General features: G+C 33.7%; 12 protein-coding genes and 1 pseudogene. 5 read left to right on the top strand and 8 right to left on the bottom strand.

Annotated elements, in window-relative coordinates; translation table 11 throughout:
- Nucleotides 1-130 precede the first annotated feature (130 nt).
- The 3 genes from A9Q93_RS11175 to A9Q93_RS11165 all read right to left on the bottom strand — a co-directional run bounded on the left by A9Q93_RS11175 (nt 131) and on the right by A9Q93_RS11165 (nt 3,784).
- The gene (locus tag A9Q93_RS11175; RefSeq protein ID WP_303687489.1) at nt 131-2,791 is read right to left on the bottom strand and encodes an outer membrane beta-barrel protein; all 2,661 of its coding nucleotides are present in this window, start codon (nt 2,789-2,791) and stop codon (nt 131-133) included.
- Nucleotides 2,788-3,435 (bottom strand): GLPGLI family protein, encoded by a 648-nt coding sequence (locus A9Q93_RS11170; RefSeq protein WP_303687488.1) that lies wholly within the window; start codon nt 3,433-3,435, stop codon nt 2,788-2,790. Before A9Q93_RS11170 ends, A9Q93_RS11175 begins: the two co-directional genes overlap by 4 nt.
- Nucleotides 3,436-3,496: 61 nt before the next feature.
- Nucleotides 3,497-3,784 (bottom strand): hypothetical protein, encoded by a 288-nt coding sequence (locus A9Q93_RS11165; RefSeq protein WP_303687487.1) that lies wholly within the window; start codon nt 3,782-3,784, stop codon nt 3,497-3,499.
- A 197-nt stretch (nt 3,785-3,981) separates the two neighbouring features.
- On the opposite strand from A9Q93_RS11165, the gene A9Q93_RS11160 reads away from it, so the two are divergent.
- From A9Q93_RS11160 to A9Q93_RS11150, 3 genes are all read left to right on the top strand, one after another.
- Nucleotides 3,982-6,135, top strand: coding sequence for a S9 family peptidase (locus A9Q93_RS11160; RefSeq protein ID WP_303687486.1), 2,154 nt, complete (start codon nt 3,982-3,984; stop codon nt 6,133-6,135).
- 39 nt (nt 6,136-6,174) lie between these two features.
- A complete protein-coding gene (locus A9Q93_RS11155; protein ID WP_303687485.1) occupies nt 6,175-7,764 on the top strand; it encodes a peptide MFS transporter in 1,590 nt (529 codons plus the stop codon).
- Nucleotides 7,765-7,842: 78 nt separating this feature from the next.
- Nucleotides 7,843-8,370 (top strand): thioredoxin fold domain-containing protein, encoded by a 528-nt coding sequence (locus A9Q93_RS11150; protein WP_303687484.1) that lies wholly within the window; start codon nt 7,843-7,845, stop codon nt 8,368-8,370.
- Nucleotides 8,371-8,577: 207 nt separating this feature from the next.
- On the opposite strand, the gene A9Q93_RS11145 is transcribed toward A9Q93_RS11150, so the two are convergent.
- The 5 genes from A9Q93_RS11145 to surE form a co-directional block, all read right to left on the bottom strand.
- Nucleotides 8,578-10,656: a ComEC/Rec2 family competence protein gene (locus tag A9Q93_RS11145; RefSeq protein WP_303687483.1), complete on the bottom strand. Its 2,079-nt coding sequence runs from the start codon at nt 10,654-10,656 to the stop codon at nt 8,578-8,580.
- Nucleotides 10,657-11,028: 372 nt separating this feature from the next.
- Nucleotides 11,029-11,748, bottom strand: coding sequence for a C40 family peptidase (locus tag A9Q93_RS11140; RefSeq protein WP_303687482.1), 720 nt, complete (start codon nt 11,746-11,748; stop codon nt 11,029-11,031).
- Between the two features lies 1 nt (nt 11,749).
- Nucleotides 11,750-12,865, bottom strand: a complete 1,116-nt coding sequence (lpxB, locus tag A9Q93_RS11135; RefSeq protein ID WP_303687481.1) for a lipid-A-disaccharide synthase — start codon at nt 12,863-12,865, stop codon at nt 11,750-11,752.
- Nucleotides 12,862-13,167, bottom strand: a complete 306-nt coding sequence (locus A9Q93_RS11130) for a hypothetical protein (RefSeq protein ID WP_303687480.1) — start codon at nt 13,165-13,167, stop codon at nt 12,862-12,864. Before A9Q93_RS11130 ends, lpxB begins: the two co-directional genes overlap by 4 nt.
- Nucleotides 13,157-13,939 (bottom strand): 5'/3'-nucleotidase SurE, encoded by a 783-nt coding sequence (gene surE, locus A9Q93_RS11125; RefSeq protein ID WP_303687479.1) that lies wholly within the window; start codon nt 13,937-13,939, stop codon nt 13,157-13,159. Before surE ends, A9Q93_RS11130 begins: the two co-directional genes overlap by 11 nt.
- Before the next feature lie 124 nt (nt 13,940-14,063).
- On the opposite strand from surE, the gene A9Q93_RS11120 reads away from it, so the two are divergent.
- Both A9Q93_RS11120 and A9Q93_RS11115 read left to right on the top strand, forming a co-directional pair.
- Entirely contained in the window at nt 14,064-16,211 is a 2,148-nt protein-coding gene (locus A9Q93_RS11120) for a carboxy terminal-processing peptidase (RefSeq protein WP_303687478.1), read from the top strand.
- Nucleotides 16,211-16,395, top strand: a pseudogene (locus A9Q93_RS11115) (ABC transporter permease); the annotation flags it as partial. The gene A9Q93_RS11120 and the pseudogene A9Q93_RS11115, both read left to right, overlap by 1 nt.

The raw sequence follows: 16,395 nt of genomic DNA, 5'->3' as shown, positions 1-16,395 counted from the left end.
GGTTTTCTTTGCAGTAACATCATTATTCAAATGATTAGAAACTAGCCAATCTATCTTTTCAGACTTAGAAAGTTTTGAGAATCCAGTTACAGGTTGCATAGGTGTAAAAATTGAGCGGCAAAGATAAGGTCTATAACTTATAAGATAGTTCAAACATGACAATGCGTGGTTGTAAAAATGTTTGACGATCTGTGATTAAGAAATCATTAAATGAATTTACTTGTCTGAATCGATTGTCAAATAAGTTAGTACCTGTTAATTTATAAGTCCAAGGCGTGTTTTCTGGATCATAACTTAGGCTGAAAAAGGAGTCATCAAATTGATTATCCACTCCTATACTTTCATTTTTATATAAATTTAAATTATAAGAAAATTCAAATACAAAATCATTTAAAAATTCATAATCTAGATTTGCAGCAAAGCGATCTTGGAAAGTGTTTATAGTATTTATAGAAGTATCATAATTATTAAAAGTCTTTTGATAAGATAATGATAAGGTAGGAAGTTGATCAAAAAGCGTTTTAATAGTTAAACCTATACTGGTATTTTGAGTCTTATTCTCATTGATCTCTTCATTAAGAATTTGATAATAATTACTGAATCTGTGTGAAGAATTGAAGCCATATTTAATATTTCCTAAGGTCTTATTAATAGAAAAATTAGCATTTAACGATTTCTCATCCAGACCAAAGTCGATGTAATTTCTAATCTGATCAATACCTTGCAACACCGTTGTTGATTTTATCCCCTGAATCTGGTTGTTATAGGATAATCCTGCGTTAAGAGATAAACCTTTGTATAAATTAAACTTGCTGTACCGCAAACTATAGCGCTCTGAAATTCTATAATCTAATTGTGGATTACCAGAGGTAACCGCGTTGAAACTGGAAAGAAACAATCGATCTACTAATTGTTGACTATTGGGAACAGAAATATTTCTATTAAAGTTAAAATACAATCGCTCTGAATTTGTGATGTCATATTGAACTCGCAACTTAGGTGCAAAAAACCATTGTGATCTATTTACTTGATCTGTTTGATCAATTTGTTGATTAAAATATTGAAACAACAAACTTGGTTTAAAAGTAAATTTACCTTGCTCCGTCCTTAACTCTGTTCCCAGAATACTTCTAAAAACATTATAATTTAAATCTACGTCAAAACCAGATGGATTAAAGGAGTTTGTAGAAGTATCATCTCGTAATTGAAAAGATGTTGTTTCTAATGTGTTCGGCAAGTAATTACCTGTCAGTGATGATTGTAGTTGCGTATTTGAAGAAATTTTATAATAATGTTTAAGTGTACTGCCTATATTAAAATTGGAATTCTTTAGATCTTGAACGATCTCTACTTGATCGTCTTGTTCTAATGGAATTAAACCGCTCAAAATCAAACGGTCTGTATTCCACAAATAGTTAGAAGTATTATCTTGAACATCTACATTTGCTTGAATACTATAAGTGTGTTTTTTATTAATTTCTGAGGTATATAATAAGTTTGTAGAACTAGAGAAACTTTGGATCTCTGAATCACTTTCTAAAAAAGTATTTTGAACCGTACTTTGAGAAACTAATCGATCAAAGTCTGTGGCGTTATTAAATTTGATGAGTGAATTAATTCTTAAATCTTTAGTTTTACTTGGTTGATTTTTTAAATCTACCTTGGCAATTAAGAACCTGCCATCTTGCTCTCCATTACTTTGCCTATTTTCTTTAAATGGAGTGTCTGTCTGATATTCGTTTATCGTTTGACTAGCTGTGGAAATATTTGCATCATTAAAAATCACGTAACCACTTAAATCTGATTTTTTCCAACTTTTTCTATAACTACCAGCACCAAAACGATCTACGGAATTTGTAAAGTCTCGATTGTTAAGAAATTGTGCAAACTGGTCTGAATTCAATTTAAAATACTCTGTAGGTGAAATATTAAGAATCCCACCATTAAAATCAATGTAATCTTTTGAAGTAAATGATTTAACTCCATTATTGTTCAAATCTCCAATAAAGTTTGCAGCATATTCTGGACTATAATAGAATAACGCAGGATTTATTTTATAACGTTCTTTATAGCCCGCGCCTGCGGTAACATCACCGAAGACAAAACGCTTTTTATCTTCTTTAAGTTTAATATTCATGACCAGCTCATCTGTGTCTTCAAACTGTTTGAGCATGGCAACTTCACTATAATTATCGAGTAGTTGCACCTCATCTACTGCGTCAGCAGGGATATTATTAACTCCTAACTTTTCATCTCCTGTAAAAAATGCTTTGCCTTCTACCAGCAAGCGTTTTACAGATTTACCGTTTGAAGTAACATTACCATTTCTATCTACTTCCAGTCCTGGAAGTTTTTTAAGAATATCTTTGAGTTTTTTTTCTTGTCCCGTTCTATAATAATCAACATTATAAATAACGGAATCTTTTTTTACATTGAATCGAGATTCTGTTATCAAAAAAATTTGATCTAGCACTTCAGTTTTTCTATTTAAATGGAATGATCTCTGAATATTTCTATCAACTAATACTGAATCGATAACGGTAATATGACCAAGATGCTTGATCTCAACCATATACTTTTTATTCTCTAATTCTTTTACAAATAATCCTTGATTATTTGTAAAAACAAAACTTACTAATTGATTTTCAGTAAGTTCTGTTAAAACTACAAGTGCGTTAGATATTTTTTCACCAGATGCTTTGTCAATTACTGAACCTGAAAACTTAAATTGCTGTGAAAAACATTGTATTGATAATAGAAATAAAAATAAATGAAGTTTTCTCAATTTCAAAAATCACTTATTTTTTTTAACTCTTCATCAGTTATTATTTCAAGATCCTTCGGAGCAAATTTAGGAATATGCTTATCTTCATTATTAATAAACACTTTCTTCGCAATCATTTCGCCTTTATATGGAATATGTACTTTTAGAATTAAACCTGGGAGTCCAAAATATCCCAAGGGACCAAAAGGTAATGGAATATCCTCCGCATACCACAATGTAATAATTCGTTCGAAGGTTTTTTTATATTTTTCGCTATATTTTTTTTGAACTAGAATAGCTTTACGACACTTAATTCCCGAAATCGTGATGGTATCTTTAGTTACAGACAACTTACCAGGATGCTTAAGATTGTAAAGATATTTTTTATTAATACTGATTTCGGCTAACACGGTGTTTTCTTTCAAATCTGTATAATAAGGCTCATTACTACTCATTAAAATGGTATATTTTAGATCATCTCTATTGGAAGGTATCTTTTTACAATTAAAATAAGAAAAATTATCATTTCCTACCAGTTCAAAAACTGTGTTTTTCAGAGTTTTCATTTCTCCGTTAATAAAATTAGTTTGCATATACTCTACTCTGACACTTCCTTGAGCTAAAGAAGTAAAAGAAAAAAGAAAAAAATATATTGAAAAAAGATATTTCATGGCTTAAATTGAAAGTTCCATATTAACCTTTTAAGATTAATATGGAACATTAAAAATTAGTTTAACCTCCTATTATCACAGGATCTAAAGTATTATCTGCACCACCAGCAGCTTCACAAAATCCAATGTAAAATCCGTAAATTCTACCTCTTTCAAAATCCGTCATAAATATTTGTTGTAAAATTGGCATAGAATCTATTTCCGCAGATGATGCTCTATCAGCATATTCCTCACATGATTCTTCATCTAATTCAATCATCAAATTAGATTTAACACATTCTAACTTAGTTGCATTTGCATTCAGAGCAAATCCCGCAATTAAAAAAGCGGAAAACAAAATTTTTCTCATAATAAAAAAGTTTTTTAGTTAATATGAGTACAAGTAAAGTAAAGTAAAGTAAAGTAAATAAACAAGTTTTTTCTTACTTAATCTGAAACACATCTATAAATCTAAAGCATAACAACAATTCAAGGAATCTTTATAAACCGTAGCTTTATTGGTATTTTTTTAGTAAAATTGAGGTCACACTTAATTAAAACTAAGGAATGATCAAAAATTGCATGATTTTATTGGCTTTTGTATTTATAAGTCAAAGTCTTACCGCACAAAAAAACATAACAGTTGAAGATATTTATAGAGGCGAGTTTCGCACACAAGGTCTTCAATCTCTCGCTTCTTTAAACAATGGGACAGAATATTTAATTCTCAATTATAACCGAGATCGCACCCAAACTATAGATAAATACAGCTACAAAACTGGCGAAAAAACAGAGACACTTGTAAACAGTAGCGACTTAGGAATTACTATTCGCGACTATATCTTAAGTGATGACGAGTCACAAATGATGATTATTTCTGAAAGTAATCAAATCTTCAGACGTAGTTCTTATGATAAAGTGCACATCTTAGATCTTGAAACTAATAAACTGACTTTGTTAAGTGACGATCTAGTGAGAAGTCCTTCTTTCTCGCCGGATGGTAAAAAGGTCGCTTACGTTTTTGAAAACAACCTGTATTATAAAGACTTAGAGTCTGGCGCTGTAGTGCAAGCAACCACTGATGGAATCAACAACAAATTAATTAATGGTGTTACGGATTGGGTTTATGAAGAAGAGTTTGCCTTTGTAAAGGCTTACGAATGGAGCCCTAACAGCGAGCAAATAGCTTTTATATCTTTTGACGAGAGTGAAGTTCCTGAATTCTCTATGGATGTTTATGGAAATGAGTTATATCAAAAGCCTTATGTTTTTAAATATCCAAAAGCTGGTGAGAAAAATGCTGTAGTAGCGCTTCATCTTTTTACTCTTGCAACAGGCAGTAGGAAAGAAGTTTCTATGGGAAGAAATGAAGAGTTTTATATTGCACGTATTAAATATTCTCCTAACGGTAAACTAGCGGCTCAATTACTTAATAGACATCAAAATGTATTGAACTTTTTTTATGTAAATCCTGATGGTAAAGCTAGTGTTGCATTTACAGAAACTGATACAGCTTATGTAGATGTGACTGATGATCTTACTTTTCTAGAAGATGGTAGTTTCTTATGGACTAGTGAAAAAGACAACTGGAGACACATTTATTTATACGATGCAAACGGAGAAGAAAAGCGCCAGATTACCAAAGGAAATTGGGATGTGACTTCTTACTACGGTTATGACCAGAAATCAAAACGCATCTATTATCAAAGTACAGAAGATGGTTCTATAAATCGTGGTATTTATTCTATATCGCTTAAAGCGAAAAAGAAGAAAAAACTATCTTCTCAAGTAGGCACCAACCGTGCATCTTTCAGTAAAAACTTTACTTACTACATCAATACATTCTCAAATGCAACTACTCCACCAGTTTATACCTTAAACAATGCAAAAGATGGAAAAACAGTTCGCGAGATCAAGAACAATAATGATCTTAAATTAAAGCTTAATGATTACCAAGTTGCTCAAAAAGAATTTTCTACGATCAATATTAATGGAAATGATTTGAATATGTGGACTATGAAACCGAACGACTTTGATCCTAATAAAGAATATCCATTATTCATGACGCAATACAGCGGTCCAGGATCACAATCTGTGGCAAATAGCTGGTATGGTGCAAATGACTTCTGGTACAGTATGCTAGCTAATCAAGGTTATGTAGTTGTTTGTGTTGATGGAAGAGGTACTGGTTATAAAGGTGCCGACTTTAAAAAAGTAACGCAAAAAGAACTAGGTAAATATGAAGTAGAAGATCAAATCGCCGCTGCAAGAAAACTTGGAGAGATGAATTACATCGATGCAAATCGTGTAGGGATTTGGGGCTGGAGCTATGGTGGTTTTATGAGTTCTAACTGTTTACTTCAAGGAAATGATACCTTTAGTATGGCCATTGCAGTTGCACCAGTAACCTCGTGGAGATTTTATGATTCCATTTATACAGAGCGTTACATGACTACTCCACAAGAAAATGCAAGTGGCTATGATGAAAACAGCCCTATCAATCATGTAGATAAATTAAAAGGAAAATATTTACTCGTTCATGGTAGTGCAGACGATAACGTACACGTACAAAACACCATGAGAATGGTAGAAGCGCTGGTACAGGCAAACAAGCAATTTGACTGGGCAATTTATCCAGATAAAAACCATGGCATCTACGGTGGAAACACTAGAATCCATTTATACAATAAGATGACCAGTTTCATCAAAGAAAATTTATAATAATTACAATCAACTAATCTGAAATACTAAACTTAAATTATGGAATATAAATTTGGTGGTTCTATAACGAACCAGAAGACCGTACTCGGCCATCCATCAGGACTTTTTGTTCTTTTCTTTACAGAAATGTGGGAACGTTTTTCCTATTACGGAATGCGTGCATTACTTGTACTTTTCTTAGTAGCCTCTGTATTTGATGAAGGATGGGGCTGGGATAGAGCAGACGCTTTAACCTTGTACGCTTTTTATACTGGATTAGTTTATGTAACTCCCATTTTTGGTGGGTTAATAGCCGATAAAATTACTGGATATCGAAAAGCAGTTGTTATAGGAGCTGTATTAATGACATTGGGTCATGCATCTATGGCTCTAGAAGGTCTAACTGGAACGTTCTTCTATTTAGGATTAGTTCTATTAATCATCGGAAATGGAATGTTTAAACCTAACATTTCTTCAATGGTTGGAAAACTTTATAAAACAGAAGACAAAGAAAAAGACGCTGGATATACCATATTTTATATGGGTATCAACGCAGGTGCCTTCTTAGGCATATTGTTGTGTGGCTACATAGGAGAATCAGTAGGATGGCATTATGGTTTTGGACTTGCTGGAATCTTTATGTTTATAGGAATGTTACAATTTTATTTTGCACAAGACATTTTTGGTAAAATAGGATTATCTCCTAAAGAATCTGAAGACTTTGATGATGCAATGGAAGATGCATTTGAAGATGTTGAGGATGCTGTTGAAGCAACTATTGATGAAGCAAAAAAATCCAAAGTAACTTCTGACAGATTAATTGTTATAGGAGTTTTGGCATTCTTCACTATATTCTTTTGGTGGGCGTTTGAACAAGCTGGTGGATCGATGACCATTTTTGCAGCAGATTATACTGATAGAGTTCTTGAAGGTGATGGTGGACTCATATTTAAGGTGTTCAATACGCTGTTAACCGTAATACCAATGATCATCATAACTTGGGTTCTAGGAATGTTATTTAGACAAACATATTCAAAGTATGCTCTTTCAAATATCCTTCTTGGATTAGGATTTGTTGTTATTTGGGCTATAGTAATCTGGATGTTGTACCGACAGTTTACTGATCCTGCACCAGAAGTACCAGCATCTTGGTTTGGAATACTTAACTCTTTCTTTATAATTGCCTTTGCTCCTATCTTTTCAAAAATTTGGGAATCAAAGTATAATCCATCAGGTCCTGTGAAGTTTGCAATAGGGCTTATTCTTTTAGGAACTGGTTTTGGTATTTTAGCTTTTGGATCTATGGGAATACCTCTAGGAGCTAAAACAGCATCTGTAAGTATGATTTTCCTAATCCTTGCCTATTTATTTCATACTCTAGGAGAACTATGTGTTTCGCCAGTAGGACTTTCTTATGTAAGTAAATTATCACCTGCAAAACTTGTTGGGCTCATGTTTGGAATTTGGTTTGTAGCAAACTTTATTGCAAATACTGCAGCTGGACTAACTGGTAGATATATTGATCCTATAGTTGAGGATTATGGAATGGCAACCTTCTTTATGATCTTTACCATCATTCCTATAGCCGCAGGAATTATCATGCTTGCTATAAGTAAACTCCTTGTGAAAATGATGCACGGAATAAGATAAAAATTCATTTATATATTTTAACATAAAACGCACCATTACGGTGCGTTTTTTGCTTTTATGATTTTGTAAATTAGCAACATGAAATTATTCCCTATTATTTTTCTATTGTTTTCGGCACTTGGTTTTTCTCAAGTGAACTGGATGACCATGAATGAAGCTCTTGCAGCCCAGAAAAAAGAACCTCGCAAAATCTTAATGAAGTCCTATACAGACTGGTGTCCTAACTGTAAATGGATGGATAAGTACGCTTTCGCGAAAGCGGACATAGCAAAGTTTATCAATGAGAACTACTATCCCGTAAGTTTCAATGCAGAAGGTACAGAAATCATCAACTATAAAGGAGCGACCTATGCAAACCCATTCAAGAAAAGAAACGATCGTGCACAACATCAGTTTGCTGAGTTTATCAAGATATTTGAATATCCTACTTTAGTCTTCTTTGATGAAAAAGGAACAATTATCAATCCAGTAGCTGGAAAATTAGATGCTAAAAAACTAGAAATTTACATCACCATGCTGTCCGATGAAACCTATAAATCCATCAACACTGGTCAAAAATGGAGCGATTACCAGCGTAATTTTGAATATAAATTGCAGGGCGAGTAAACCCAAAAGAGCTTTTCCAAATAACAAATTCTAACGAGCTCCTTTTCTTAAAAAAGGAAAAGTGGGCAAAAGCAGCGCTAGCGAGTTTTGGCCGGTTAGGTTTTACGATCTTAAAATTAATCGTCGATATTAGATATCCTTACAAACGAAGGTTTTTAAAATAATGAAACCTAAAGATATTAGTTTTGAATAGGTAGATTATACCAATCAATCATTTGCCATCATTAACTCCACTGCTCCTACTTCATAGGTATTGAGCAGCTCAACGCCCATTTTATTGCAAGTAATTTTCCAACTTTCTACCACATTTCGGTAATTAGAACCATCTGCTATAATGCGTTTAGGTTGAGTTTCTAGAATCAATCGCTCGAGATTTATTTTAGGTGAATGGGAAAGTAGAACAGTCGCATTCTTGATTGATATATCGTATAAACCGTTTTCATCTATTACTAATAACCGGTTGTTCTTATATTGAATTAGGTTTTTCAAACTAACTAAAGATAAATCTTTATCTCTGTGAGTTTCTATGGCTTTTAATCGTTCTAGACTGTTTAACGCTCGCAAAGAATCCATAACGTGTAAATCTGTAAATAAGGTAGCTTGATCTTGATTACTTAAACTAACCGCACTTCCTGTAGCTTGATGCAGTACCAAAAAAGAATCTTTATCAGTATTTAGCTTTTCATAGCTTTTCAAACCAAACAAAACCACTAAGGACAGTAAACTCAAATGCAACATCCAGTTGGGTTTTTTGAGGTAAAAACGTTCTCTTTTACTTCGCTTAAAATAGGGCAATAAGAAAAGTACAAAGCTAAATAAGGCGACATAAATCAACGCAGTTTTCCAAAAAGTAAGATGAACGTCTTTAACAATAAACGTTTCAAAAGAACTTATTCTTGCCACTGTTTCAATAATAAATTCTAAAACTGCATTTAAAACAGTTGTCAACCAGTCTGTAGGAATACCTAATAATAACAAGAATATTAAAAGTAAAGCTGCTCCAATTATAAATGGCAAAACTGGCAATAACAACATATTACCTAGAATAAACAAACCTGGAAATTGATTAAAATAAAACAAGCTTATTCCAGCAACTCCTATTTGCGCTGCAACAGTGACCGTAAATATGTTCCAAAAAAAGTCTTTTACCTTATTGCGCCATGGCCATAATCCAGCAAGAACTGGCTGAATAAGAACTATGGAAAACACCGCCATATAACTGAGCTGAAAACCTACTTGAAACAATATTCTAGGATCAAATAGCAATAGTACAAAAGCAGACAAAGTCAAACTATGATAAACAGAGCCTTTGCGTTTTAAATTTAATCCTATCGCAACAAAAGAAAACATAGTGACCGCTCGCATAATTGATGGAGACATACCAGTTAATAATGCAAATGACCATAAAAGAAATATAAGTACAACACTTTGAATCCACCTACCATATTTCATTCTTAGGATGCGTTTAGTAAGAACTCTTAGAATTAATAGAATAATCCCGACGTGTAAGCCACTTAACGCAAGAATATGAATCACACCAGCATCTCTAAAGCTTTTGGTAACTTCTGGATCTACATTTTGCCGTTGCCCAAGAACGAGAGCTTCAATCACACCACGCGGATTATCATTCAAACCAGAAGCCTCTAATTTTTCTAAAATAGTAGTTCTCAATCTCAATAAAACTCCTAATTCTTGAGAACCGTTTTCATAACTTAAGATCTTAGGCGTGTCCACATAAATCTGACCATATACATCAATGGATTTCAAATACTTTTTATAATCAAAATCACCTGGATTACGTTCAAAAGCAGGAAGATTCACGTCATCATAAACTGTGAGTCTATCGCCTACTTGAAAATCCAGACTGTCAGATCTTTTGAATAAAACCAACGTATTTCCAGAAACTTGCTGTTGATCTAGAGCTATCACCTCAGCATAAAACCTATCGTTAAACTTATTAGGTGCTAATCGCTGCTTTAATTTAAGTTGTAAAACATGATCTTGACCTTGAACTTGTTTATGAATAAAGTGATCGTTTGATAATCCATTTTTATTTGAGAATAGCAAAGCTCCAAGACTAAAGAAAAATATATAGGTAGAAGTGGCAAAAATGAATTTAGGTAAACGGATAAATTTAGAGAGCACGATGATAATCGCTATGACGCTAAAGCAAATCAAAGTACAAACTAAAAAAAGAGAATCATCCATTTCTAACTGATGTTGAAATATAATTCCAACGACTAGGAAGAATAAAATTCTATAAAATGGATAGTCTAGCCAGCGCATGTTTAAATATAATCCATCTTAGCTAATTGATTATCACTATTTAATAATAATTCAAAGCGGAAGTTGCAAATTTCAAATTGTTATAGTTATAATTAACGAAGGGTTTCGTTTTTAAAACTTTTGTAGATTACAAAGACCGTTATCCCATTCCTAAGGGCAGAATTAATTCTGCCCTTAGGAAATAAGAAATAAAAACTTTGAGATAAAATTTATTTTCGATTAATGAGAAACAATGATTAAAAGCTTTCAACTTAAGTTGATGTTGATTTATCGAAGTAATCTATTTTTAAAACATTGTGATTGGTTTAAAACGAAGCCGCTCTACAACTTCTTGACCAGTCACAATTCAAATTCGTGTTCGAGTTCAAATTCTTAATCAATCCTTCCTGCTCTTAAAAAAGCATTGAGCCAGTAAGCTTCATTTAAGGTAGAAGTAATTACACCTCTAGAGGTAGTTGAATGAATAAATTCAATTTCGGCAGGTGTAACTCTTGTTATTAGTGCCACATGATTTACTTGTCGTTTGTTTTTACCTGTGGCAAAGAATAAAAAATCTCCTTTACGCACTTCATCTAATCTGATATTATCAGCCTGTGCATATAGAGCACGACTAGTGCGCGGTATCGTTTTACCAGCTTCTTCAAAAGCGACTCCTATGAGCCCGCTGCAGTCCATTCCTTTTCTAGTTGTACCACCATAACGGTATCTCACACCTTTATAGTCCATTGCATTTTCCACTACCTCATCAATTAAATCGGTACTTCTAGCATAAGGTTTTACCTCATTATCTTCAGTCTCTTCTTCATCAGGTTTTCTTGGTTTGACTCTACTATCATTTCCAGTTGCAGGACTCTTCATTGTTCTTCCTTCCATACGAGCTGCTTCTTTTTTGGTAGTGACAACGCGTGGCTTTGAACTACCACAGGAAGTAATACTTAGTGTAATTGAAGAAAACAATGTAAGTAAAATAATTTTTTTTGAAGAATTAAGATATGTCTTGTGAGGTAGTATGGTCTCGCTTTCGCGAAAGCGGAACTTTAAAAAACCTCTCCCGTATTTATAACTAAAGAGTAAGCGTTCTAATAACTTCATTCTAATTTTGAATAGCTTTATAAATAAGACTTGCTGTATTCTCACTGGCACCAAGACCGCCTAGTTTTTTTTCTAAATCATAGTAATTTGCAAAAATACGGTTGCGCTGTGTTGAGTTTAAGATGAGGTCTAGTTCTTGTTTTAATTTTTGAACATTGAAATCATTCTGAATCAACTCAGTTACCACTGGTTGATCCATAATTAAGTTTACCAGCGAGATGTAGTCTAATTTCACGACACGTTTTGCAATTTGATAACTGATAGAACTACCTTTATAACAAACCACTTGAGGAACTTTAAACAAGGCAGTTTCTAAAGTAGCAGTTCCTGAAGTAACTAATGCAGCATGGCACAAGCTCATTAAATCATATGTGCGATTCATGACCAATGTCACCGGATAGTTTTTTAAATAAGAACTATAAAATGACGCCTCCTGACCAGGTGCTCCTGCGATTATAAATTGATAATCTGGATACTGAACTACCATCTTTAACATGACCGCCAGCATTTTTTTTATTTCTTGCTTGCGACTTCCAGGTAACAAAGCGATTAATGGTCTATCATCGAGATTGTATTCTTTTAAAAACGCTACGTGATCTACTGGTGGTCTTTGAGAAATAGCATCAATTAATGGATGCCCGACAAAATGAACCGGAAACTGATGTTTTTGCTCATAAAAGTCCTTTTCAAAAGGTAAAATCACATACATCTCATCTACATCTCTCTTTATGTCCTTGATGCGACCTTCTTTCCATGCCCAAATTTGAGGTGATATGTAATAGTGGTTGCGATATCCTTCTATGCGCGCCCATTTCATGATCCGGAAATTAAAACCTGGATAGTCTATGTAAATGATTACATCAGGATCAAACGACTTGATGTCTTTTTTGCAATTACCTATATTTTTGAGAATAGTTTTGAGATTGCTCAAAACCTCAACAAAACCCATGAAAGCAAGTTCTTTGTAATGCTTCACAAGAGTACCGCCTTGCTGTTGCATTAAATCGCCACCCCAATATCTAAATTGAGCATTTGCGTCCTTCTTCCTAAGCTCTTTCATTAATAATGAACCGTGAAGGTCACCACTAGCTTCACCAGCAATCAGATAGTACTTCATACCATAAAATTAAAAATGAATCCTGCGATTGCAGCAACTATAGTTGCCATAAGTACGCCTCTAGCCTCGTAATGTTGAATAGGTTTTATAAAATTGCCCAGCTTGCCAGTGAGAAAAAAGAAAAATAAAACCAAATTGAAAACTGCTCCTAGTACGATAAGTTTTCCCAAAAAGCCTTCTTGAAAACCGCTTCTAATAGCATCTTCAAATTCATAAGCAGTAAATAGAATTATATAAAGATAGGTTCCCATAGCATTTGCCAGGAGTCCTAGTATAAATCCTTTAAAAATTTTAGTTCCCAAAATTCCAAGTATTTAATTCGCCTATAAAATGATGAGCTGTGAGATCAAATTGAGTAGGCACTATTGAGATATAGTTATGTGCTAGTGCCCATTCATCTGTGTCTTCTCCTTTGTCATCATTAACAAATTTACCAGTAAGCCAGTAATAATCCTTTCCATAAGGATTGGTACGTTTGTCAAATTCTTCTACCCAATACGCATTTGCTTGCCTACAGATCTTCACGCCTTTAATTTCTTCTTTTGTGGCTTTAGGAATATTGACATTAAAAATCACTCCTTTAGCCATTCCATTTTTTAAAACCTGTTCAATAATTTGTTTTACGTAATTTCTAGCTTGTGAAAAATCTGCATCGTGACTGTAATCACAGAGAGAAAAACCTATCGCTGGAATACCTTCTATTCCCGCTTCCATTGCGGCACTCATCGTACCACTATAGATGACATTAATTGCGCTATTGCTACCATGATTGATACCACTTAAACATAAATCTGGTTTGCGGTTAAGAATTTCGTGACTGGCCATTTTTACACAATCTACCGGTGTCCCACTAGTTGTGTATTCTTTGTGATCATATTCATGTTGTAGGAACTCTTTCACATAAAGCGTATCGTTTATAGTAATAGCATGTCCCATAGCACTTTGAGGTTTATCTGGAGCGACTACAACTACATCACCTAGGTCTCTAGCGATACTTATCAACGTTCTTATACCTTTAGCGGTAATACCATCATCATTTGTTACTAGAATGAGTGGTTTCTTTTTATTTTCCATAAGATTTTTCAGGTGGTTAAAATTAAGTAAATTAGCCTTACCATATAAGATTCTTGCCTTACTTTAACCATCTTTAAAATGGCACGGTTTTTACTTATATAGAAAAAGACAAATGAAGATCCTTATGAATTTCCTTAAAAACAACTTTATTCTAGCAGTTTTTACACTTCTCGTGGCTACTGCAAGTTGTAGTTTCACTAATAATAGCATAGATCCTGGAGACAAAGAGAAAGAGCAGTTACTAGTTAACTTAATTTCTCATGTTTTAAAAAGAAATCACTTTTCACCAGCAGATTTAACTGACGATTTCTCTCAGGATATTTTTAATAATTACATAAAAGATTTAGATCCTGGTAAACGATATTTTCTACAAAGTGATTATGAAGAATTCAAAACCTATGAATATCTTATCGATGATCAAATACGAGATAGCAAAGTAGATCTATTTAATCTTACTTACGATAGACTTGTGCAAAGACAAAAGGAGTCTCAAAAGATTTTTGCCGAAGTTATTGAAATACCATTTGATTTTACTGTTGATGAGAATATCAATACTGATTATGAGAAAATCGCTTATTCTAAGAATAGAAATGAGCTCAAAGACCACTGGAGAAAGATGATGAAGCTTTCTGCAATTGGGACTTATTACGATAAGATCGAAGAGCAAAATGACGAGAACTTTGAAGGAGAAAAGAAAAGCCTAGAAGAATTAGAAAAAGAAGCTAGAGCAGAAATTAAAAAGTCAATGCTTGAAAACTTTGACTTAAATGAAGATGTAGAACGTCTTGATTACTTCTCTTTATTTGTGAATGCCATTACAACTCACTTTGATCCACATACTAATTATTTCCCTCCACAAAATAAAGATCGTTTTGATACCTCTATGAGTGGTAAACTCGAAGGAATAGGTGCACGTCTACAAAAGAAAATGGATTACATCAGTGTACTAGAAATTATTTCTGGTGGTCCAGCATGGAAAAGTGAGCTGATAGAGGTAGGAGATAAAATACTTAAAGTAGCACAAGAGAAAGATACCATTGCTACATCCATAGTAGGAATGAGAATAAGCGATGCCGTAGAACTGATAAAAGGTCCTAAAGGGACTAATGTAAAGCTTACGCTTAAAAAAGTAGATGGTAGCATAGAAGAGATCACGATCACCAGAGATGTAGTGCAAATCGAAGAAACATTTGCTAAATCTCTGATAGGTCAAGATGATGAGTTTAGGTTTGGATTTATCAATCTCCCTAAATTCTATTTTGATATGGAAGATGCCAATGGCCGCGCTGCTGGAAATGATATTGCTCAAGAAATAAAAAGACTAAAAACCGAAGGAATGGACGGTTTAATATTAGACTTGAGAAATAACGGTGGTGGCTCTTTAAGAGAAGTAATTGAAATGGTAGGACTTTTTGTAGGTGAAGGACCGGTAGTACAAGTCGCCTTAAAAGATAAAAGAGTTCGCACATTGAAGGATAGCGATAGTGGTGAAATTTTATGGGACGGACCATTAGTAATTATGGTAAATGAATTCAGTGCCAGTGCCAGTGAAATTCTCGCTGCTGCCTTACAAGATTATGATCGCGCAGTGATCATAGGTAGTAAACAAACCTTTGGAAAAGGTACCGTTCAAGTTTTTGAAGATTTGAATCAATGGGTACGCAATAATCAGTTCGGTGATTTAGGTGCGATTAAACTAACTACTCAAAAATTCTATAGAATTAACGGTGGTAGTACACAACTAGAAGGTGTAAAAAGTGACGTAGTAACACCTAGTAGGTACAGTTATATAGATGTAGGAGAAAGAGATGAAGAATTCCCACTTCCTTATGATGAAATCCCAAAAGCAGATTATTCTAAATTTCAAGGCTATGCAAACCTTGCAGAGTCTATAGAAAAAGCCCAAGAAAGAATCGATGCAAATCCTAACTTTAAACTTTTAGATGATAACGCAAAGTGGTTGAGCGAGCAACGAGATGATAATGAGATTCCGCTTAATTTTGAGGCATATGCTGCTCGATTAGATCGTCTAGAAAAAGAGACTGAAAAGTTTGAATCCTTATCTGATTATAAGAATGACCTTAATTTTGATATGCTTTCTTATGAGAAAGATCTAGTCAAAACAGATAGCGCCTTAGGAGATAAACGTCAAGCATGGATTAAAAACCTTAAAAAAGACATCTACGTTTCAGAAGCGGTAAATGTTCTTAAAGATTTACGCATGAACAATATCAAAAATGCAAACCAAACCAAATGGAGCCTTAAAGATTAATGGCTCATAAGTCCACATCATTAAGCACATTAGCGCTTCAAAAATTCAAAAAGAATTTTTGGGGCGTTTTGAGCTTTATGATCATTCTTTTTTACGCACTAATTGCAGTTTTTGCTTATGTGATTGCTCCGGACGACACAAAATATGCCAATCAAATGCATATTTCTATACACTCTCAGTCACC

This window comes from Nonlabens dokdonensis (assembly GCF_002162835.1).
Taxonomy (GTDB): domain Bacteria; phylum Bacteroidota; class Bacteroidia; order Flavobacteriales; family Flavobacteriaceae; genus Nonlabens; species Nonlabens dokdonensis_B.
This window is presented reverse-complemented; position numbering and strand designations above follow the sequence as displayed.